The sequence below is a fragment of the Intrasporangium sp. genome, from assembly GCF_030452765.1.
GTDB lineage: Bacteria > Actinomycetota > Actinomycetes > Actinomycetales > Dermatophilaceae > Intrasporangium_A.
Window position 1 is genome coordinate 1 of sequence record NZ_JAKDLO010000069.1, and the last position, 20843, is coordinate 20843.

Here is a 20843-nt window from a genome sequence, read left to right on the forward strand (position 1 = left end):
TGCTCTCGAGCTGGTCGAAGGCGGGCGCCTTACGGTGAATACCCCACCGCTCCTTCACCTCGAACGTCTCGCCCTCGGCCAGGTTCATGACCGCGCCGGTGGCGTTGAAGACCTTGCCCAGGGTGATGTCGCCCACGGGGACCGTGATCGGGCCGCCGGTGTCCTGAACGGCCGAACCGCGCACCAGGCCATCGGTCGGCTGGAGCGAGATGGCCCGCACCATGTTGTCACCGATGTGCTGGGCGACCTCGAGGTTGATGTTCTTCGTTTCGCCGAGAAGGGTGACCTCGGTGGTGAGCAGGTTGTACTGCTGGGGCATCGCGTCGCCGGGGAACTCGACGTCGACGACCGGGCCGATGATGCGCGAGATGCGCCCGACGCTGCCCTGTTCGGACGACACCGCGTTGTCGCTGAGCGTTGCGGTCATGGTGTTCACGCTTCCTTACCTGTGGGCGTTACTTCTTGGCGTCGGCGAGGGCGTCTGCGCCGCCCACGATTTCGCTGATCTCTTGGGTGATGCTGGCCTGACGGGCCTGGTTGGCGAGGCGCTCGTAACGCTTGATGAGGTCGCCCGCGTTGTCGGTCGCCGACTTCATCGCCCGCTGCCGTGCGGCCAGCTCGGAGGCCGACGCGCTGAGCAGGGCGGTGTAGATGCGGTTACGCACGTATTTCGGCAACAGCTGGTCGAGCACCTCGGCCGCACCGGGTTCGAAGTCGTACTCGGGCGCGATCTCGCCCTCCTCGTACTGGTTCACGCTGAGGTCGAGCCCCTCTTCGCCCGCGTCGCTGGCGTCGACGACCTCGAGGGGCAACAGGCGCAGCACGTGGGGATCTTGGCGCACCATCGACCGGAACCGGGTGAAGACGACGTGGATCTCGTCGTGGCCGCCCTCGTCCCAGTCCTTGAGGAAGTCGGCCGTGATGCGGTCGGCGATCTCCTTGGCGTTCTCGAAGGTCGGGGCGTCGGAGAAGCCGGTCCACTCCTGCGCGAACTCGCGGCTGCGGAACTTGAAGTAGCTGACTGCCTTACGACCGACGAGGTAGGGAACCACCTCCATGCCCTCACCCTGCAGGTGGTTCATCAGCTCGACCGCCCGCTTGATCGCCGAGACGGAATAGGCCCCGGCGAGCCCACGGTCGGCCGCGATGATCACGACGCCCGCGCGCTTGGCGTCAGAGCTCGAGGTGGTGAGCGGGTGGTCCTCGTTGGTGTTGGTCGCCACTGCACTCACCGCACGGGTCAGAGCGGTCGTGTAGGGCATGGCCTCGGTGGCCCGCTGGCGCGCCTTGACGACACGGGCGGCCGCGATCAGCTCCATCGCGTTGGTGATCTTCTTGATGGAGCTGACGGACTTGATGCGCTGGCGGTAGATCCGCATCTGCGCTCCCATGTGCTCCGCCTCTCTGTGTCTGAGTGTCTGGGTCGTGCCGTTGTTCGTGGTTGGTCGTTCTTACGCGTTCGTCTACTGACGGTCCGGATCAACGACCCAGCCGGGCCGGATGCCGCTGGGCGAGATCGCGCTCAGCCCAGCGGCATCCGGGCTGCGATCACTTGTTCTTGATGATCTTCGCCTGGTTGATGGCATCGTCGTCGAGCTCTTCGACCTCTTCGGTGCCGGCCTGCAGGCCGTCACGCCCGGTGCCACGGAAGTACTCCTTGACGTCGGCGACGACCTTCTCGAGGGCGTTCACCGTGTCGTCGTCGAGCTTCTTCGTCTCACGGATGGTCTGCAGGATGCTGCCGTCTCGTCGGAGCGTCTCGAGCAGCTCGGACTCGAACGGGCGGATGTCTTCGACGGCAACATCATCGAGCTGGCCCGCAGTACCGGCCCAGATGGAGACGACCTGCTCCTCGACCGGGTAGGGGTTGCTCTGCGGCTGCTTGAGCAGCTCGACGAGGCGGGCGCCACGGGCGAGCTGGGCCCGGGAGGCCGGGTCGAGGTCGGAGGCGAACATGGCGAACGCCTCCATGGCCCGGAACTGGGCCAGGTCGAGCTTGAGCCGGCCGGCGACCGACTTCATGGCCTTGATCTGCGCCGCGCCGCCGACACGGGAGACGGAGATACCCACGTCGATCGCGGGGCGAACGTTGGCGTTGAACAGGTCGGCCTGCAGGTAGATCTGGCCGTCGGTGATCGAGATGACGTTGGTCGGGATGTAGGCCGAGACGTCACCAGCCTTCGTCTCGATGATTGGCAGGCCGGTCATCGAGCCGGCGCCGAGGTCGTCGGACAGCTTGGCGCAGCGCTCGAGCAGGCGGCTGTGCAGGTAGAAGACGTCACCCGGGTAGGCCTCGCGGCCCGGCGGGCGGCGCAGCAGCAGCGACACGGCCCGGTATGCCTCGGCCTGCTTGGAGAGGTCGTCGAAGACGATGAGGACGTGCTTGCCCTGGTACATCCAGTGCTGGCCGATGGCCGAGCCGGTGTAGGGGGCCAGGTACTTGAAGCCCGCCGAGTCGGACGCGGGGGCCGCGACGATCGTGGTGTACTCGAGGGCGCCGGCCTCCTCGAGGGTGCCGCGGACCGACGCGATCGTCGAGCCCTTCTGGCCGATGGCCACGTAGATGCAGCGGACCTGCGCGGTGGGGTCGCCGGACTCCCAGTTGCGCTTCTGGTTGATGATCGTGTCGATCGCGACCGTCGTCTTGCCGGTCTGGCGGTCACCGATGATGAGCTGGCGCTGTCCGCGGCCGATGGGCGTCATGGAGTCGACGGCCTTGATGCCGGTCTGGAGCGGCTCGTGGACCGACTTGCGCTGGACCACCGTCGGCGCCTGCAGCTCGAGCGCGCGCCGCTCGGTGGTCTTGATCTCGCCGAGCCCGTCGATCGGTTTGCCGAGCGGGTCGACGACGCGGCCGAGGAAGCTGTCCCCGACCGGGACCGAGAGGACCTCGCCGGTGCGCTTGACCGACTGGCCCTCCTCGATGCCGTCGAAGTCACCGAGCACGACGACACCGATCTCGTGCACGTCGAGGTTGAGCGCGAGGCCGAGCGTGCCGTCCTCGAACTGCAGCAGCTCGTTGGTCATGGCCGAGGGCAGGCCCTCGACGTGAGCGATACCGTCACCGGCGTCGGTGACACGGCCGACCTCTTCCCGGGAGGCCGCGCCGGGCTGATAGGACCGGACGAACGAGTCCAGTGCGTCCCGGATCTCCTCCGGACGGATCGAGAGCTCCGTCATCTGATGATCTTCTCCTCGTCGTGGCCCACCAGTGCGGGCCGCAGGTTTGTTGCTGCTGATGTCTGCTGGTTCCAAGCTGTGTGGCGCTCGAACCGGATCGGTGCTCCGTGTCTCGCTCGTGTCCGCACAGCGTGGCTCAGGCGCCCATGGCGCGGCGAGCGCCCTCGAGCTTGCGCAGGACGGTCCCGTCGATGAGCTCGTCACCGATCTCGACCTTGATCCCGCCCATGACCCTGGGGTCGACGACGGTGTTCACGTGGACCTTCCCTCCGTAGATCGTCGCGAGACCCGCGGCGAGGCGATCGCGCTCCCGGTCAGACAGCGGCAGGGCGGACGTCACGGTCGCGGTCTGCTGCTCGCGGCGTCTCGCGGCGAGGTCGAGGTAGGTCTCGATGGTCCGGTCGAAGCGGCGGCCCCGCGGGTGGGAGACGGCCTGCCGGGCGAGCGTCAGGGTCTGCTCGGCGACCTTGCCCGACAGCAGGTCGTCCACCAGCCCGACCCGCGAGTCGGTCGGAGCGGTCTGCGTGGCGAGGGCGGCGTGCAGGCCGCTGTCGGCAGCGACCAGCCGCTCGAAGCGGAACAGCTCGTCCTCCACCCGGTCGGCGCGGTCGCCGGCCTCGGCAGTCGCGATGACAGACTCGACGGCGAGCGCCTCGATCGTGTCCGTGAGGTCACGCTCGGTGGACCACCGCTCACCGCTGACGACCGAGAGCACCCGTACCGTGGCGTCGCTGACCTTGCCGGTGAAGAGCCGCTCGGCAAGGGCCTGCTTCTCCGCAGCCTCGCGCGAGCTGTCGGCGAGCGCGCGCCGAAGCGTGGAGCTCGAGTCGAGCGTCGCCAGCACGGCGAACAGCTCGTCCCCGAGCAGGCCCGGGGTGGCACCGGCCACGAGCGCGTCGCGGAAGGCGTCACGGCTGGCAGTGGCGGCGGCGCGGGAGGAGCCCTGCATCAGGCGTCCTCGCCCTCGACGGCGCCGACCTTCTCGCGGACGATGTCACCGGACTCGAGCTCGGCGAGGAAGCGGTCGACGATGCCACGCTGACGCGTCTCGTCGTGAAGCGACTCGCCGACGATCCGGCTCGCGAGGTCGGTCGAGATCCGGCCGACGTCGCCACGCAGCGAGACGAGGGCCTGCTGGCGCTCCGCCTCGATCTGCTTCTGGGCGGTCTCGGTGAGCCGGGCAGCCTCGACCCCGGCCTGCTGCTTCATCTCGGCGATGATCTGGGCGCCCTGGGCTTTCGCGTCCTCGCGGATCCGGGAGGCCTCGGCACGCGCCTGCGTCAGCTGGGCCTGGTACTCGTGCAGCGCGGCCTGGGCCTGGGCCTGGGCCTCCTCGGCCCTGCTGATGCCGCCTTCGATGGCGGCGGCACGCTCGTCGAAGACCGTCTCGAGGCGCGGCCAGATGAACTTCTTGAACAGCCAGTAGAAGATCGCGAAGGTCACCAGCCCGAAGATCAGCTCCAGCGGGTGCGGCAGGATCGGGGGCGCCGAGCCCCAGCCGCTTCCCTCGCCTGCGGCGGGGAACGTCAATGCGTGCATGCGCATCTCCTCAACATTTCACGAATGGCCGATGGTCGCCGGAGTCGACTGTCGTCGGCCGCGCTCAGGACCGGAAGACGAAGGCGAGGGCCAGACCGAAGATGGCGAGTGCCTCGGCGATGGCGAAGCCGAGGAAGGCGATCGGCTGGAGCATGCCGCGGGCCTCGGGCTGGCGGGCGACGCCGTTGATGAAGGCAGCGAAGATCAGGCCGACACCGATACCGGGGCCGATGGCGGACAGGCCGTAACCGAGGATGGCGATGTTGCCGGTCATGTGTATTCCGTTTCCTTTGTGTCGGTCCCGCTGGCCGGTGCCAGCGAGGCTGTGTCGAACTGGTACTTCCGGGTGGTTCGGGTCGAGTCTCGGTCAGCGGCTGCCCGGTCGTCAGTGTTCGTCGGCCAGCGCGCCACCGATGTACAGCGCGGCGAGCAGGGTGAAGACGTAGGCCTGCAGGACCTCGACGACGAGCTCGAAGACGGTCATCACCACGGCCATGATCCACGTCACGCCACCGGCGATCGGCAGGACGATGCCGCCGTTCGTCAGCATGTACCACCCGCCGCCGATGAACAGCAGCATCATGATGTGGCCGGCGAACATGTTGCCGAAGAGTCGGAGGGCGAGCGTGACAGGCCTGGTGAACAGGTCGGTGATCAGCTCGAGGAAGAAGATCATCGGGACCATGGGCTTGGGCAGGCCCGAGGGCACCAGGGACTTCCAGTAGCCCATGAAGCCGTGCTTCTTGATGCCCAGCCAGTGGTACATGACGAAGACGATGATCGTCAGAGCGGCCGGGAAGCCGATCCGGCCCATGGTGGAGTTCTGGAACGGCGGGACGACGCCGAACAGGTTGTTGATCAGGATGAAGACGAACAGCGAGAAGAGGAACGGGACGAACCTCATGAACTCCTTGCTGCCGATGAGGTCCCTGCCGATGTCGTTGCGCACGAAGGTGTAGACCGCCTCCGTGGTCATCTGTCCCTTGCTCGGCACGAGCGCCCGCTTCTTCGTGGTCGCGTGCAGCCACCACCAGAGCAGGCCCACCGAGATGACCGCGAGCAGGCTGGCCCGGGTGAACGCCCATGCTCCCTCGCCGATCAGGGGGATCCAGAAGTCCTCGGTGCCCGGCGGCGTGAAGTCCGTCGGCACGACGGCGGCCACGATGCTCACAGGGAACTCCTTCGACTGCGCGGGGCGCGACGGGTGGTCAGGGATGTGAAGCGGCGGATGCCGCTCCCAGCGGACGGTGATCCCGGTGTGCTAGCGCGCGTCCGACACGCACCGTTCAGTGGGTACCGTACCGGAACCAGACAAGGTACAACGACAGCGCCATGCCGCCGACCATGCCGACTCCGACGATCCACGATGTCCCGAGCCAGCGGTCCAACAGGTAGCCGAGACCTCCGTAGAAGAGCGGCCCGGACAGCAGGTAGGCGACGACGCGCCAGGCGGAGTCTGCCGTCGCCGTGTTGAGCGCCCGCTGGCGCTCCCTGGCCTCCTCGTCGGACGATGAGGGTCCGGACGATGGTGTCGTCATACCGGCCTCCGATCTCAGGACCCATCCTGCAGCTCCCGTCGCGGATCCGGGTCGAGCGAGGAGCCGTCGTCGGGGTCGTAGACGAAGATCCGCAGTTTCTTGTAGGCGCGCATCTCGAAGAAGAGCCAGACGACGGCGCACACGGTGATGCTCACCCCGACCGCGAAGCCGGAGAGCCAGCTCGCGTCACGCACGAGGAACATCGCCACGCCCAGAGCGGCGACCTTGAGCGTGTAGGCGACCATCACGACGATCATGGTCGTCGTGGGCGGCAGGTCGGCGGTGCGCTTCATGATGAGCAGGGTCAAGCCGAAGAAGCCGATGACGAGTACCGCGCCGAAGGCGGCCGACCAGGCGGCCATCGGGCTGGAGAAGAAGGCGACCACGACGCAGACCACGGCCGCTGCGAGAGTCGGCAGGAGGCACCCGCGAAGCAGCTGCGTGAACGCATCGGACTGCGATGCGTCGTGGCCGGAGTGGGCGCTCAAGGAGGACCTGCCTAGTGCGTCGGCGGCGTCGTGGTGAATGTTCGAACTCGTTGTGGATCAATGGGTTTCGCGCCTCGGGTCAGGAGCTCTCGAGGCTGGTTCCCAGGCTCCCCCTCAGGGCTTGTGAAGGCTATCACAAGCGGTTCACCGGCCTCCACTTGGGCAGCCAGACGGTGAGCACGACGCCGACGACCGCGGCGCCGAGCACGACGAGGACCGGGGTCCAGCCGCTCCAGATGACCAGCGAGACGGAGCCGAGCGCCACGATGGCAGCCCACATGTAGAGGATGAGCACGGCCCGCCGGTGTCCATGGCCGATCCGTAGCATCTTGTGGTGCAGGTGCTTGGCGTCCGGTTGCCAGGGCCGTTGTCCGGCTCGGGTGCGGCGCACGACGGCGAGCACCATGTCGAGCAGTGGCAGCAGGAGCACCGCGAGAGGCACCAGGACGGGCAGGAACGCGGCGGTGACCTGGTTGGCAGTCACGTCGCCCGGATCGACGTTGCCGGTCAGGGTGATCGTCGCCGCGGACAGGAGCAGTCCGAGCGTCAGGGCCCCGGAGTCGCCCATGAAGAGCCGGGCCGGGTGGAAGTTGTGGGGCAGGAAGCCGGCGCAGCAGCCGACCAGGGCGGCGGAGACGAAGGTCGCGGTGGAGAAGACGTTGGCCGGGACGAACGAGCGGGACACGATGTAGGAGTACATGAAGAAGGCGAGCGCCGCGATGCCGACGACACCGGCGGCCAGCCCGTCGAGGCCGTCGATGAAGTTGACCGCGTTGGTCGACACGATGACGACGAGCACGGTGACGGCGACCAGGACCGGGGTCGGCAGGATCGTGACCCCGAAGACGGGCAGCGAGAGCAGCTGGACACCTGCGTAGGCCATCAGGCCCGCGGCCAGGACCTGCCCGGCGAGCTTGGTGAGCCAGTCGAGCTCACGGATGTCGTCGAAGGCACCCAGGAGGCAGACGATCCCTCCGCCCGCGACGATGCCGAGGATCTGTCGGTCGGAGAAGAGCGTGCCCAGGTAGGGCAGCGACCGGGCAACGATCGTGGCTGAGACGAAGCCGAGGTAGATCCCCACTCCCCCCAGCCGTGGGATCGGGGTCGTGTGGACGTCCCGGGCTCGGACCGGGGTGAAGGCACCGGTCGCGACGGCGAGACTGCGCACGAACGGCGTCACGATGTAGGTCACTGCCGCCGCGACGACGAGGATGAGCAGGTACTCGTGCACCTAGGCGCTCGCGTTCCCGGCGCTCGCGTTCCCGGCGCTGTCGGACTCGGCCCTGCGCGCCGGATCGTCTTCCGGCTCGGCCCGGCCCGGCTGCGTGCGCGCAACGACGGGCTCGGCAGGTGCCACCAGTACGGCGTCGATCTCGCTCTGGCCCAGCGCGCCGAGCCGCAGGGTGAGGGGGTGGGCACCGGTGCAGTCGACGATCGTCGACGGGTCGGCCTGCCCCACCGGGCCGGCGTCGAGGTAGACCGCGACGCTCTCCCCGAGCATGTCGCGTGCCTGGGCGGCAGTCCGGGCAGGGGGTACGCCCGTGGTGTTGGCGCTCGTCACGGCCATCGGGCCGACCTGCCCGAGCAGCTCCAGAGCCACGGGGTGGTCGGGAACACGCAGGGCCACGGTCCCGTTCGTGTCGCCGAGATCCCAGTGCAGCGAGGGGTGCGCCCGCAGGACGATGGTCAGCGGGCCGGGCCAGAACCGCTCCATCAGGGTCGTCGCATAGTCGGGGACGGAGGTCGCGAGCCCGAGTGCGGTCCGGCTCGTCGGGATCAGCACGGGTGGGGGCATGTCGCGACCGCGCCCCTTGGCCGTCAGTACGGACTCGACCGCGCCCGGGTCGAAGGCATCGCAGCCGATCCCGTAGACGGTGTCGGTCGGCAGGACGACGACCTGGCCCCGGTGCAGCGCTGCCACGGCGGCGGCGATCCCGTCTGCACGGGACACATCGTCCATGCAGTCGAAGACCTCGGTCATGGCAGTGCAGCCTAGTCCGCGTCCATGAGGCGCCCCCGGGACGCTGTCCGCGCGGACGTCACCCGTGGTCGGGCGCAGAGGTCGAGGTGGTCGCCGACCTCCGTCCAGGCGCCTGCGCTCGTCAGGGCGGCTGGCAGTGAGCCACCTTGCGACTCAGCGTGTTCCATGAGCAACAAGCCTCCCGGCCGCAGCATCGAGGCGGCTACGCCTGCGATGCGTACCGCGATGGCGAGGCCGTCGCCACCGCCGCCGTAGAGAGCGAGCCCCGGGTCGTGGTCGCGCACCTCGACCTCGATCGGAGTCGCGTCCGCGGGAATGTAGGGCGGGTTCACCGTGACGACGTCGACGGTGCCGGCCCAGTCCGCGAAACAGGGCAGGGTCGCATCGCCCTGAACGAGCTCGACGTCGAGGTCGAGCAGGGCCCGGTTGTGCCGTGCCCAGGCCAAGGCCTCGTCGGACAGCTCGAGGGCTCGTACGGCGGTGTCCGGGCGTTCGTCCTTGACGGCGAAGGCGATCGCGCCCGACCCGGCGCACAGGTCGACCAGCCGTATGCCGCCGCCCCCCTCCCCCACCTCGCGGCCGAGACCGGTGAGTCGGTCGATCTCGGCCAGGGCGAGGCCGACGAGTACCTCGGTCTCGGGGCGGGGCACGAAGACCCCCGGGCCCACCGCGAGGGTGATCCGGCGGAAGTGGGCTCGTCCGGTCAGGTGCTGAAGCGGCACCCGGCGGGCCCGCTCGGCGAGCTGGGCGGCATACGCGTCCTCGAAACCGGTCGGGAGGTCCCCCCCGAGCACCATCCGACGACGCACCTCGGAGGTCTCGACGCGCAACACGTGGGCCGCGAGCGCGAGCGCGTCCACGTCCGCGGAGGCGATACCGGCCTGGGCGAGGGTGTGGGCCCCGGCCCGGACGAGCGTGCGAAGGCCGGTCACGACTGGGCGATCTCGGCGAGACGGGCCGCCTCGTCCGCGGCGACGGCCGACTGCACGACGGCGTCGAGGTCCCCGTCGAGGACATGGCCGAGGTTGTAGGCCTTGTAGCCGGTGCGGTGGTCGGAGATGCGGTTCTCCGGGTAGTTGTACGTACGGATCCGCTCGGAGCGGTCGACCGTGCGCACCTGTGAGCGTCGGGCGGCCGACGCCTCGGCGTCCGCCGCGTCCTGGGCCAGCTGGCGCAGCCGGGCACGCAGGACACGCAGGGCGGCCTCCTTGTTCTGCAGCTGCGACTTCTCGTTCTGGCACGACACGACGACCCCGGTCGGCAGGTGGGTGATCCGGACGGCGGAGTCGGTCGTGTTGACGCTCTGGCCCCCCGGCCCCGACGAGCGGTAGACGTCGACGCGCAGGTCAGCGGGGTCGATCTCGACCTCGCCCTGGTCCTCGACCTCCGGCATGACGAGCACACCGGCCGCCGAGGTGTGGATCCGGCCCTGGGACTCCGTCACGGGAACCCGTTGGACCCGGTGCACGCCACCCTCGTACTTGAGGCGCGCCCACGGCCCCTCACCGGGACGGGGGTGGCCCTTGGCCGAGATCGAGACGCGTACGTCCTTGTAGCCGCCGAGGTCGGACTCGGTGGCGTCCTCGACCTCGGTGCGCCAGCCGTGATGCTCGGCGTAGCGCAGGTACATCCGCAGCAGGTCAGCGGCGAAGAGGGCCGACTCTTCGCCTCCCTCCCCCGCCTTGATCTCGAGCAGGACGTTGCGCTCGTCGTCCGGGTCGCGGGGCACCAGCATCCGGCGCAGGTGCTCCTCGGCCTGCCCGAGCACCGTCTCGAGCGCCGGCACCTCCTCGGCGAAGGACGGGTCCTGCTGGGCGAGCTCCCGGGCAGTGGCGAGGTCACCACCGGCGGCCTGCCAGGCTCTGGCCGCCGCCACGACCGGACCCAGCTGCGCGTAGCGCTTGTTGAGGGTGCGCACGAGGGTCTGATCCGAGTGGACCGAGGGGTCGGCGAGCCGGGCCTCGAGGTCGGCGTACTCGTCGAGGATCGACTGCACGGTGTCGAGCACGATGGTTCCTCACGCTGCGGGCTCGGACGAGCCGGGACGGCCGGAAAGCCGACGCCGGCCCCGACGACCGTGGTCGTGGAGCCGGCGGACGAGAGAGCTACTTGGCGGCCTTCTTGCCGTAGCGGGCCTCGAACCGGGCGACGCGGCCACCGGTGTCGAGGATCTTCTGCTTGCCGGTGTAGAACGGGTGGCACTGCGAGCAGACGTCGGCGTTGATCCTGCCGCTGGTCGCGGTGCTGCGGGTGGTGAACGTGTTGCCGCAGGTGCAGGTCACCACGGTCTCCACGTAGTCAGGGTGAAGGTCCTTCTTCAATGTCTCTCTCCTCGATGCCATGGCCGGGTCGGCGCCCTCAGGCATGCTGCCGTGAACCGGTCCAAAGGAAGAGTGTGCCAGATCGGCGCACAGTGACCCAAACGCGTGAGCGGGCTCTGGCATTCCGGGGCCGGACGGCCGTTCGTGGCTCAGGCCTGGTCTTCGGCGTGGATGCTGCTGCTGTGCTGCACCTGCATGAGGAACTCGTAGTTCGTCCGCGTCTTCTTGAGCCGGTCGAGGAGGAGCTCGATCGCCTGGGTCGCCTCGAGCGCCCCGAGGACCCGGCGCAGCTTCCACATGATCTTCAGCTCCTCGGAGGCGAGCAGGATCTCCTCGCGCCGGGTACCGGAGGCGTTGACGTCGACGGCCGGGAAGATCCGGCGGTTGGCCAGCTCCCGGGACAGGCGCAGCTCCATGTTGCCGGTGCCCTTGAACTCCTCGAAGATCACCTCGTCCATCTTGGAGCCCGTCTCTACGAGCGCCGTGGCGAGAATCGTCAGCGAGCCGCCGTTCTCGATGTTGCGGGCTGCCCCGAAGAACTTCTTCGGTGGGTAGAGGGCAGCCGAGTCGACGCCTCCCGAGAGGATGCGGCCACTCGCGGGCGCGGCCAGGTTGTAGGCACGCCCGAGCTTGGTGATCGAGTCGAGCAGGACGACCACGTCGTGGCCGAGCTCGACGAGGCGCTTGGCGCGCTCGATCGAGAGCTCGGCCACCGTCGTATGGTCCTCGGCCGGCCGGTCGAAGGTCGAGGAGATGACCTCGCCCTTGACGGCTCGCTGCATCTCGGTGACCTCTTCGGGACGTTCGTCGACCAGGACGACCATGAGGTGGCACTCGGGGTTGTTCGTGGTGATGGCGTTGGCCATCGCCTGCATCACCATGGTCTTGCCCGCCTTGGCGGGCGCGACGATCAGGCCGCGCTGGCCCTTGCCGATCGGCGCGATGAGGTCGATGACGCGGGTCGTCAGGGCCTGCGGCTCGGTCTCGAGACGGAGGCGCTGCTGGGGGTAGAGAGGGATCAGCGTGTGGAACTCCACGCGCTTGAGGGCGTCCTCGGCTGAGGTGCCGTTGACGGTGTCGAGCCGGACGAGCGCGTTGTACTTCTGCCGTCCGACGTGCCCCGATGGCTGCTCCCCGTCGCGGAGCGCCTTCACGGCACCCGTGATCGCATCGCCCTTGCGCAGGCCGTGTCTCTTGACCATGCCGATGGAGACGTACACATCGTTCGGGCCGGGCAGGTACCCCGTCGTCCTGACGAAGGCATAGTTGTCGAGGACGTCGAGGATCCCGGCGACCGGGACGATGACGTCGTCCTCGTTGATCTGCGGCTCTGCCTCGTTCCAGTCCTGACCACCCTGCGCACGCCGCTTGCGGTCCCGGTTCCTGTTGCGGTTCCGGCCCCGGCGTGCGCCGCGGTCGTCATCCTCACGGTTGGCGGCCTGCTGGCGCACCTGACCCTGGCGGTTGCCCTGGCCCGGTTGCGTGCGGTCCGAACGGTCCTCGCCGTTGTCCTCGCCGTGCCGGTCGCCGCCGTCCTGCTGGCTGCGGTCCGACCCGTTCTTGCGGTCGTCCTCACCCCGCCGGTCTGCACCCCGCTGGTCCGTGGCACCGCGGCTCTCGGAACGCTCCTGGCGGTCGCGATCATCTCGCGCGCGGTCCCCGCTCTGGGGCTGCGGCGCTGTGGCCGCACCCCGCCCCGGCTGCGCACCGGCACGCTCGTCCGCCGGTGCGTCGGCACGGTCGGTCACCTGCGACCCGCTCACCTCGGGAGTGACGGTCCCCCCAGCCTGACGAGTGGCTCGACGTGGGGTCCGCGGTGCCGGCTCGGACGATCCGCCGCTCTGGTGGTCGCGGATCGCTGCGACGAGGTCACTCTTGCGCATCTTGGCCGTGCCCTTGATGCCCATCGAGGACGCCACCGACTTGAGCTCGTCGAGCTTCATCGCGGAGAGACCGGGGACCGGTCGGGTGGTTGTGTCTGACACGAAGGATCCTTCCCCTCGTTTGCGGCCCGGGACGACTCCTCGGTGCCGGACTGGGACCCGGTGCTCAGCGACGGAGCACGGACCATGTTGAGACCCACGGTGACGCGCAAGCGTCAGAGGCGATGGGGAGCCTCTCTGTGGGAGTGGAGCACCATACCTGCACGCTGTGCGGCCTCAGTGCGGTGCAACTCTAACATCGACTCGTCCTGCCGGTTGGCTGGGACCCGACCTGCCCGCCTCGAGACGGCCGGCCGGGGACCGGGCGGGTCCGGGCCTCTCAGCAGGCAGTGACCTGCGCCCCGACGACGGGCACCCCGGGCGTGAGCCGGTGCCAGTCGAACCACTGCGGCGGCAGCGTGACGGCGTCTCGGGCAGACCGGGTCGTCAGGACGAGGACGGACGGACCCGCACCCGAGATGACCGCCGCATGCCCGTCGCTGCGCAACGCGTCGACGAGGGCCATCGACGCCGGGTACGAGGCGCGCCGGGCCTCCTGGTGCAACCAGTCTCGGGTCGCCCCGTGCAGGAAGCCGGGCTCGGCGGTCAACGCGTGCACGAGCAGGGCCGCCCGTCCCGCGTTCGCGGCGGCGGAGGCGAGCGGGACCTCGCGCGGCAGCACCGCCCTCGCCGTCCGGGTCGCGAGCTGGGCGTCCGGGACGAGGACGACGACCTCGATCTCCGGATGCAGCACGGGTCGGGCCGTCACCGTCCGCTCGGCCCGGTCACGCCCCGACAGGTCCGGCATCCAGCTGACGGTCAGCCCTCCGTAGACACTGGCCGACGCATTGTCGGGGTGGCCCTCGAGCACACTCGCGAGGTGCCCCGCAGCCGCCAGGTCGAGCTCGACAGGGTCGCCGCGGCCTGGCAGGTCAAGCATCGAAAGCGCTTGGGCCGCAACCACCCCCGCGACGATGGCCGTCGCGGACGACCCGAGGCCACGCCCATGCGGGACGCCGTTGCCGGCAACCAGTCCGAGGCCGGCCGGTGGTTCGTAGCCGAGCTCACGCCACGTGTACTGGATCGTTGCGTGGACCAGGTGTGACTCGTCGGTGGGGACCTCGTCGGCGCCGTGACCGGCGACGTCGATCGACAGGCCGGGCTCGTCCCGAGTCGTGACGGTGTACTCGTCCCACAGCCCGAGCGCGAGACCGATCGAGTCGAAGCCCGGCCCGAGGTTGGCGGTGCTCGCCGGGACGCGCACGTGGACCGACCGGCCGCCGGGAACTGCGGCCACCGGTTCAGTCCTCCAGGCCGAGGGCGCGTGCGGCCGAGTAGGCATCCACCGGCACCCGGACGGGCACGACCTCGGACCCGTCCGCTCGCCGGAGAGCCCATTGTGGGTCCTTGAGCCCGTGTCCCGTCACAGTGCAGACGATCCGGACCCCGGCGGGCACGAGCCCGGCACGGTGGCTCGCGAGGAGCCCGGCGACCGAGGCCGCCGAGCCGGGCTCGACGAAGACGCCCTCCTGCGCAGACAGGAAACGGTGTGCCTCGAGGATCTGCTCGTCGGTCACCGCGTCGATGCGGCCGCCCGACTCGTCGCGGGCGGAGATCGCCTGCTGCCACGAGGCGGGATTGCCGATCCGGATGGCGGTCGCGATGGTCTCGGGATGCTCGACCGGGTGGCCGAGCACGAGCGGCGCCGCACCGGCCGCCTGGAAGCCCCACATGACCGGCAGGTGGGTGGCCGGACCCGGCTGGACACTGATGGACGGGTCCGACGCGTACTCGCGGTAGCCCTTCCAGTAGGCGGTGATGTTCCCGGCGTTGCCGACCGGCAGGCAGTGGATCTCGGGGGCGTCGCCCAAGGCGTCGACGACCTCGAAGGCGGCGGTCTTCTGGCCCTCGATCCGGGCCGGGTTCACGGAGTTGACGAGCTCGACCGGATAGGCCTCGGCGAGCTTGCGGGCCAGCGTGAGGCAGTCGTCGAAGTTGCCCTCGACCTGCAGCAGGGTCGCACCATGGGCGATGGCCTGGCTCAGCTTGCCCATCGCGATCTTGCCGTCGGGCACGAGCACGACACACGTCATACCGGCCTTGCTCGCGTATGCCGCGGCCGACGCGCTCGTGTTGCCGGTGCTCGCACAGATGACCGCCCTGGCTCCCTTGCCCGCAGCGAAGGAGATCGCCGTCGTCATCCCGCGGTCCTTGAACGACCCCGTGGGGTTGAGTCCCTCGTACTTCAGGTGCACCTGCGCACCGACGCGCGCGGAGAGCTTCTCTGCGTGGATGAGCGGGGTACCGCCCTCGCGCAGCGTCACCACCGGTGCTCCCGCGACCATGGGCAGCCGGTCGGCGTACTCGGGGATCACGCCCCGCCACTGGTATGCCATCAGGCTCCCTCCACCCGCATGACGGAGGTCACCTCGCGGACCACGTCGAGGGTATGCAGCGCCTCGACCGTCCCGCTCAGCGCCGCGTCGCTCGCGGTGTGCGTCACGATGACGAGGCTCGCGCCGGACTCGGGACGGCTCTCGTCCGCGGGGACGAGCCGCTGGCGCACCGTCTCGATCGAGACGTCGTGGTCGGCGAAGGCGGCGGCGACCCTGGCGAGCACACCGGGGCGGTCGGCCACCTCGAGGCTGATGTGGTAGCGGGTCAGGGCCTCGCCCATGGGGCGGACCGGCAGGTCGGCATAGCTCGACTCGCCCGGTCCCACGCCACCTGCCACCCGGTGCCGGGCGACCGCCACGAGGTCACCGAGGACGGCCGATGCGGTCGGGTCACCGCCCGCACCACGACCGTAGAACATCAGCTGGCCGGCGGCGTCGGCCTCGACGAAGACGGCGTTGAAGGCGTCGCCGACGCCGGCCAACGGGTGGCTGCGCGGGATCATCGCGGGATGGACCCGCACGGAGATCCCGTCGTCGACGCGCTCGCAGATGGCGAGCAGCTTGATGACGCAGTCCATCTCGCGCGCCGCCGCCACGTCGGCACTCGTCACCTCGGTGATGCCCTCCCGGTGGACGTCCTGGCCCGCGACCCTGCTGTGGAAGGCGATCGAGGCGAGGATCGCCGCCTTGGCCGCCGCGTCGAAGCCCTCGACGTCGGCGGTCGGGTCAGCCTCTGCGTAGCCGAGCGCCTGGGCCTGCTCGAGCGCGTCGTCGAAGCCCGCCCCGGTGCGGTCCATCTTGTCGAGGATGTAGTTCGTCGTGCCGTTGACGATGCCGAGGACCTGGCGCACCTCGTCGCCGGCGAGCGACTCTCGCAGGGGCCGGAGGAGCGGGATCGCCCCGGCGACCGCCGCCTCGTAGTAGAGGTCGACGCCGTTGCGGGCCGCTGCGGCGTAGAGCGTCGGGCCGTCCTGCGCGAGCAGCGCCTTGTTCGCGGTGACGACGGACGCGCCGTGCGCCATGGCCCGCAGGATCAGGGACCGGGCCGGTTCGATGCCCCCGATGACCTCGACGACGAGGTCGGCCCGCGTGACGAGATCGTCGGCGTCGGTCGTGAAGAGAGCCGGGTCGACGCCGGCATCGGATCGGTCCCGGCCCGCCCGCCGGACCGCGATACCGACGATCTGCAGGGGCACACCGACCCGGGCGCACATGTCTTCGGCGTGCTCCGACAGGAGGCGGGCGACGGCACTGCCGACGACCCCGCACCCGAGGAGCGCCACCCTCAGTGCCGAGCTGTTCACTTGACCTGCCACGCGTGAATCCTGTCGTCCAACCCTGGTGTCGAGGCGATCGTGTCGCTATCCGGACAGCACGACCGCACGATCTGCCGCCGCACGGGGTCCGGGCCGCACCCCACCTCACACATCGAGGGCGAGGATGTCGTCGATCGTCTCACGCCGCACGATGACACGAGCCGCGCCATCGCGCACCGCGACGACCGGGGGGCGGGGCGTGTGGTTGTACTGGCTCGACAGGGCCCGGCAGTAAGCACCCGTCCCCGGCACCGCGATCAGGTCACCGGCGCCGACATCTCCCGGCAGGAACTCGTCCATGACGATAATGTCGCCGCTCTCGCAGTGCCGCCCCACGACGCGCGCGAGCGCCGGTGCGGCCGGCGAGCACCGGTTGGCGAGGGTGCAGGAGAAGTGCGCGTCGTAGAGGGCGGTGCGGATGTTGTCGCTCATCCCGCCGTCCACCGATACGTAGACCCGGCAGGCGCCACCGTCGAGCGCGACGGGCTTGACCGTGCCCACCTCGTAGAGCGTGAAGGTGCTCGGCCCCGCGATGGCCCGGCCTGGTTCGACCGAGATCCGCGGCACCGGTACCCCCTCTGCCCGGCACTCCCGCTCGACGATGTCGGCCATGTCGGCGGCCAGGCGTGACGCCGGCTGGGGGTCGTGCTCGGTCGTGTAGGCGATGCCGAACCCACCGCCCAGATCGAGCTCGGGCAGGTCCGCGCCGAGCTCCTTGGTCAGCATGGCATGCAGCCCGAGAACGCGCCTGGCGCTGACCTCGAAGCCGGAGGTGTCGAAGATCTGCGATCCGATGTGACTGTGCAGGCCGAGGAGGCGCAACGTGTCCGGTCGGGCGAGGATCCTGCGAACCGCCTCGAGAGCCTGGCCACCCGCGAGCGAGAGACCGAACTTCTGGTCCTCGTGCGCTGTCGCGATGAACTCGTGGGTGTGCGCCTCGACGCCCACGTTGACGCGCACGAGGACCGGCGCGACGACACCGAGCTGCGCTGCGACGTCTGCGATGCGTTCGATCTCCTCGAAGGAGTCGACCACGATCCGTGCCACGCCGTACTCGAGCCCCCCGCGGATCTCGGCGACGCTCTTGTTGTTGCCGTGCATCCCGATCCGCGAGCCGGGGAACCCGGCACGGCGGGCGACCGCCAGCTCGCCGCCCGTGCACACGTCGAGGTTCAGGCCCTCCCGCTCGACCCACCTCGCGATCTCGGTGCAGAGGAACGCCTTGCCGGCATAGAAGACGTCAGCGCCGGACAGCGGCGTGAACTCAGCGGCATACTGCTGCTTGAACTCCCTGGCACGATGCCGGAAGTCAGTCTCGTCGATGACGTAGGCCGGCGTCCCGAACTCACGGGCCAGCCGTGTGGCGGGAACGCCCCCGACCGTCACGACGCCGTCACCGTCGCGTGTCACGGACGAGGCCCACAACGAGGGGACGAGCGCGTTGACGTCGAACGGCGTCTCCAGCCAGGCCGGTCCCCGATACCCCTCGGCGTGCAGGGCTCCCGCTTCGTGTGCTCGCACGATCACATCCTTTCCGGAGCGCTGGCCCCGAGCAGGTGCAGTCCGGTCCGCAAGACGTGGCGGGTCGCGGTGGCGAGCGAGAGCCGCGCTCCGTGGACGGGCCGGATGTGCTCCCCCACCGACATCGGCCGTTCCGGGTGGATCCAGGCGTCGGCGCGACGCGCGACCTCGAGAGCGGCCGCGAGCATGCGGTCCCGGTCGCCGGGGTGACGGGCCAGCCGCTGTGGCAGGTCTGCGAGCGTCACGAGCAGGACCCGCTCGGACACATGGGTCAGCTCCTCGAGCCGGTCGGAGGCCCGCGACTCGACACCGGCCGCGGATGCATTGCGGATGCGTCGGCACTGGCGGGCATGGGCGCGCTGGATGGTCATGACGGGCTCGCCAGGCGACCTCGAGCCCGGCAGCTCGTCGGGCACTTCGGGGACGACGATGCCCACGGGAACGGCGTAGCGGTCCGGCGCGGCAAGGATCGCGGGGATGACCGCAGCGCGGGCGAGGTCAGTGACGGTGAGGGCCAGCCAGCCGGTCGGGGCGACCTCGACGGCACTGATGCGCCGGTCGGCGACGAGTCGCGCGGCGAGCAGGTCGGCGAGCTCACGCGGCTCGAGGCCGAGCGCTGGAGCCCACCGGAGCGCCACCGGGCTGCCCCAGTCGGCAACCACGCCCGCGTCCCGTGGGTCGATCGGGCGGAAGAGCGGGCCCTCCGGAGGGCCGGCCTCCGCCGCGTCGGGTAGCGCGCCGACGCGGGCGGCCCGGGCCGCGACGTCGGTCACGAGCTCACGTAGGTCCGCCGGTGTCACGACGTAGAGTCTAGGAGGGGTGGTGGTACCCGCATTCCCTGTCCAGAATTCCCTGTCCGGACGAGGATGCTGCTACTCTCACCAGCGCGTCACAACGCAATGGCCCCCGTAGCTCAGGGGATAGAGCACCGCCCTCCGGAGGCGGGAGCGCAGGTTCGAATCCTGCCGGGGGCGCCGAACCAGATCACGCCCCGTCGGCTCGTTCCGCCGGCGGGACGAGAGCCGCGGCCGCGGCCCGCGAGGACACGTGCAGCTCTGCGAAGATGTTGTCGAGGTGCTTGCGCACGGTTCCCGTCGAGACGAGCAGCCGGGCACCGATCTCGGCGTTCGTGCAGCCCTGCGCGACAAGCTCGAGCACTTGGCGCTGCCGATGGGTGATCGCCCCCAGCCGTTGCCGGTCCGTGCGACGGTTGCAGGCCGCAGCCAGGTGGGGCAGGAGCAGCCCGAGGCCGAGTCGCTCGTCGGCCGAGAACGGGCAGCGCCGCCGGCACAGGACCAACCGGGCTCCCCGCGAAGATCCCCCCGGCAGCCCGACGACCAGGGCTTCGCCACCCAGCACGTGGTGTGGCGATCCTGGTTCCTCGCAGTGCGCGAGCGGACCGGCCGACCCGATCGCATCGGCGGTGGAGGCATCGAGTGTGCTCGCCACCCCGTAGTGGTCCGCGAACGGCACCGGGTCCAGGCACAGGGGGCAGCGCAGGACGTGGGAGCTCAGGCGCACCAGCGCATCTCGTCTCCCCGCCGCGGACTCGGCCGGGTGCCGCACGTGAACGCCGACCCGTCCCGCGACGGTCAGGTCGAGCTGGGTCACCGAGTCGCACGGGATGGCACGCCACAGCGCGGCGAGGATGTCGGCCGGCAGCACGACGGCCGCAGCCACGAGCGCATCCTGAGCACCCGGGGCTCGCCTCACCCGCCTCGGCGGGGCGGGCTCGACACGAAGCTCGTCCAGCAGGTCGCGGAAGGTCGCGCCCCAGGAACTGTCCAACGCCTGCTCCTACGCATGGTGTCAGCGGCCCCCTGTCGGCGACGGGTACTCACGGGGCTCGCGCCGAAGATACGTCGTTCTACGTATACCCCGATCCGCAGGGCGGTGTCAGCGTAATGGGGGGGAACCAGGCGAACCATCGGCCGCTCAGGTGGCCGATCGCGTCCCGCCTGCGGGGAGGACCGACTGGGTGACAGCTCAGGAGCACGGTCTGATCGACCCGCCATCCGACGGGCCGGAGGGGGCCCGTGACCGGGCCGGGAAGCACAGGAGGACGGATGACACATCGACTGGCGCGGGCAGGCACGGCCGGCGCGGTGGCTGCGATGATCGGCCTCGCCGGAGCAGGCGCGGCGTCGGCCCACGAAGGAGGGCCTTTCCACTGCGCCGGAGGAGACTGGGCTCCCTACCCGGACTTCGCGAAGAACGCGAAGGTTCTCGAGTCGGGCACCTACAGCGGACTCGTCGTCTCGGGCCTGTGCATGGTGCCGGACGGTGCCACGGTCCGGGTCCACGGGCCCGTCACCGTCCGGCCCGGCGGCGTCTTCGCAGCCATGGGACCCCAGAGCACCACCATCGTCGGACACGTCAGGGTCGGCGAGGGCGCCATCTTCGCCCTCGGTGAGCCGTCACCGGAGGGGCCTGGGCCCTATGAGCCGTCGCACGACTCGGTGACGGGTGGCATCACCGCCGACCACGCACTGGCCGTCTACCTCAACAACGACCGGATCGTCGGACACGTCTCGATCAACGGCGGTGGCCCCGGCAACGAGTGCGTCGACCCGGGCTGGCCGCCGCTCGGGCACACCCTCACCATCAAGGACAACACCATCGTCGGAGGGCTGACGGCCCG

At 69.9% G+C, this 20843-nt stretch carries 21 protein-coding genes, 1 tRNA gene and 1 pseudogene; 2 read left to right on the forward strand and 21 right to left on the reverse strand.

Annotated elements, in window-relative coordinates:
* From L0H79_RS10480 to L0H79_RS10575, 20 genes and pseudogenes are all read right to left on the reverse strand, one after another.
* Nucleotides 1-427: pseudogene (locus L0H79_RS10480) on the reverse strand (F0F1 ATP synthase subunit beta); the annotation flags it as partial.
* A gap of 28 nt (nucleotides 428-455) precedes the next feature.
* On the reverse strand, nucleotides 456-1391 hold the full coding sequence (locus tag L0H79_RS10485; protein WP_301484545.1) for a F0F1 ATP synthase subunit gamma: 936 nt from the start codon (nucleotides 1389-1391) through the stop codon (nucleotides 456-458).
* A gap of 157 nt (nucleotides 1392-1548) precedes the next feature.
* Nucleotides 1549-3180: a F0F1 ATP synthase subunit alpha gene (gene atpA, locus L0H79_RS10490; protein ID WP_301484546.1), complete on the reverse strand. Its 1632-nt coding sequence runs from the start codon at nucleotides 3178-3180 to the stop codon at nucleotides 1549-1551.
* 136 nt (nucleotides 3181-3316) lie between these two features.
* Complete coding sequence (locus L0H79_RS10495) at nucleotides 3317-4129, reverse strand: F0F1 ATP synthase subunit delta (protein WP_301484547.1); 813 nt, start codon at nucleotides 4127-4129, stop codon at nucleotides 3317-3319.
* Entirely contained in the window at nucleotides 4129-4725 is a 597-nt protein-coding gene (locus tag L0H79_RS10500) for a F0F1 ATP synthase subunit B (RefSeq protein WP_301484548.1), read from the reverse strand. Before L0H79_RS10500 ends, L0H79_RS10495 begins: the two co-directional genes overlap by 1 nt.
* 58 nt (nucleotides 4726-4783) lie before the next feature.
* Nucleotides 4784-4993, reverse strand: coding sequence for an ATP synthase F0 subunit C (atpE, locus tag L0H79_RS10505; RefSeq protein ID WP_301484549.1), 210 nt, complete (start codon nucleotides 4991-4993; stop codon nucleotides 4784-4786).
* 111 nt (nucleotides 4994-5104) lie between these two features.
* Nucleotides 5105-5890 carry a F0F1 ATP synthase subunit A gene (gene atpB / locus L0H79_RS10510; RefSeq protein WP_301484550.1) on the reverse strand — a complete coding sequence of 262 codons (786 nt, stop codon included), beginning with the start codon at nucleotides 5888-5890 and terminating at the stop codon, nucleotides 5105-5107.
* A 115-nt stretch (nucleotides 5891-6005) separates the two neighbouring features.
* Nucleotides 6006-6257, reverse strand: a complete 252-nt coding sequence (locus tag L0H79_RS10515) for an AtpZ/AtpI family protein (RefSeq protein WP_301484551.1) — start codon at nucleotides 6255-6257, stop codon at nucleotides 6006-6008.
* Nucleotides 6258-6271: 14 nt separating this feature from the next.
* Nucleotides 6272-6745, reverse strand: a complete 474-nt coding sequence (locus L0H79_RS10520) for a hypothetical protein (RefSeq protein ID WP_301484552.1) — start codon at nucleotides 6743-6745, stop codon at nucleotides 6272-6274.
* A 133-nt stretch (nucleotides 6746-6878) separates the two neighbouring features.
* Nucleotides 6879-7976: an MraY family glycosyltransferase gene (locus L0H79_RS10525; RefSeq protein ID WP_301484553.1), complete on the reverse strand. Its 1098-nt coding sequence runs from the start codon at nucleotides 7974-7976 to the stop codon at nucleotides 6879-6881.
* Nucleotides 7977-8726, reverse strand: a complete 750-nt coding sequence (locus L0H79_RS10530) for an L-threonylcarbamoyladenylate synthase (RefSeq protein WP_301484554.1) — start codon at nucleotides 8724-8726, stop codon at nucleotides 7977-7979. It abuts the gene before it with no gap.
* 11 nt (nucleotides 8727-8737) lie between these two features.
* On the reverse strand, nucleotides 8738-9658 hold the full coding sequence (gene prmC, locus L0H79_RS10535; protein ID WP_301484555.1) for a peptide chain release factor N(5)-glutamine methyltransferase: 921 nt from the start codon (nucleotides 9656-9658) through the stop codon (nucleotides 8738-8740).
* Entirely contained in the window at nucleotides 9655-10734 is a 1080-nt protein-coding gene (gene prfA, locus L0H79_RS10540; RefSeq protein ID WP_301484556.1) for a peptide chain release factor 1, read from the reverse strand. The genes prmC and prfA overlap by 4 nt, the downstream gene beginning before the upstream one ends.
* A gap of 97 nt (nucleotides 10735-10831) precedes the next feature.
* A complete protein-coding gene (rpmE, locus tag L0H79_RS10545; protein ID WP_301484557.1) occupies nucleotides 10832-11047 on the reverse strand; it encodes a 50S ribosomal protein L31 in 216 nt (71 codons plus the stop codon).
* 149 nt (nucleotides 11048-11196) lie between these two features.
* On the reverse strand, nucleotides 11197-12990 hold the full coding sequence (gene rho / locus L0H79_RS10550) for a transcription termination factor Rho (protein ID WP_301484565.1): 1794 nt from the start codon (nucleotides 12988-12990) through the stop codon (nucleotides 11197-11199).
* 319 nt (nucleotides 12991-13309) lie between these two features.
* Nucleotides 13310-14266, reverse strand: coding sequence for a homoserine kinase (gene thrB / locus L0H79_RS10555; RefSeq protein ID WP_301484558.1), 957 nt, complete (start codon nucleotides 14264-14266; stop codon nucleotides 13310-13312).
* Between the two features lie 4 nt (nucleotides 14267-14270).
* Nucleotides 14271-15365 carry a threonine synthase gene (gene thrC, locus L0H79_RS10560; protein WP_301484559.1) on the reverse strand — a complete coding sequence of 365 codons (1095 nt, stop codon included), beginning with the start codon at nucleotides 15363-15365 and terminating at the stop codon, nucleotides 14271-14273.
* Nucleotides 15365-16681 carry a homoserine dehydrogenase gene (locus L0H79_RS10565; protein ID WP_301484560.1) on the reverse strand — a complete coding sequence of 439 codons (1317 nt, stop codon included), beginning with the start codon at nucleotides 16679-16681 and terminating at the stop codon, nucleotides 15365-15367. Before L0H79_RS10565 ends, thrC begins: the two co-directional genes overlap by 1 nt.
* A gap of 105 nt (nucleotides 16682-16786) precedes the next feature.
* The gene (gene lysA, locus L0H79_RS10570) at nucleotides 16787-18202 is read right to left on the reverse strand and encodes a diaminopimelate decarboxylase (protein WP_301484561.1); all 1416 of its coding nucleotides are present in this window, start codon (nucleotides 18200-18202) and stop codon (nucleotides 16787-16789) included.
* A 2-nt stretch (nucleotides 18203-18204) separates the two neighbouring features.
* Nucleotides 18205-19002, reverse strand: coding sequence for a DALR anticodon-binding domain-containing protein (locus L0H79_RS10575; protein ID WP_301484562.1), 798 nt, complete (start codon nucleotides 19000-19002; stop codon nucleotides 18205-18207).
* Between the two features lie 102 nt (nucleotides 19003-19104).
* Between L0H79_RS10575 and L0H79_RS10580 the strand changes: the two genes are divergently transcribed.
* Nucleotides 19105-19176, forward strand: a tRNA-Arg gene (locus tag L0H79_RS10580).
* A 10-nt stretch (nucleotides 19177-19186) separates the two neighbouring features.
* Here L0H79_RS10580 and L0H79_RS10585 read toward each other — a convergent pair.
* Entirely contained in the window at nucleotides 19187-19990 is an 804-nt protein-coding gene (locus L0H79_RS10585; protein WP_301484563.1) for a helix-turn-helix transcriptional regulator, read from the reverse strand.
* A 278-nt stretch (nucleotides 19991-20268) separates the two neighbouring features.
* Between L0H79_RS10585 and L0H79_RS10590 the strand changes: the two genes are divergently transcribed.
* A partial coding sequence (locus tag L0H79_RS10590; protein ID WP_301484564.1) for a hypothetical protein occupies nucleotides 20269-20843 on the forward strand: 575 nt, incomplete at its 3' end.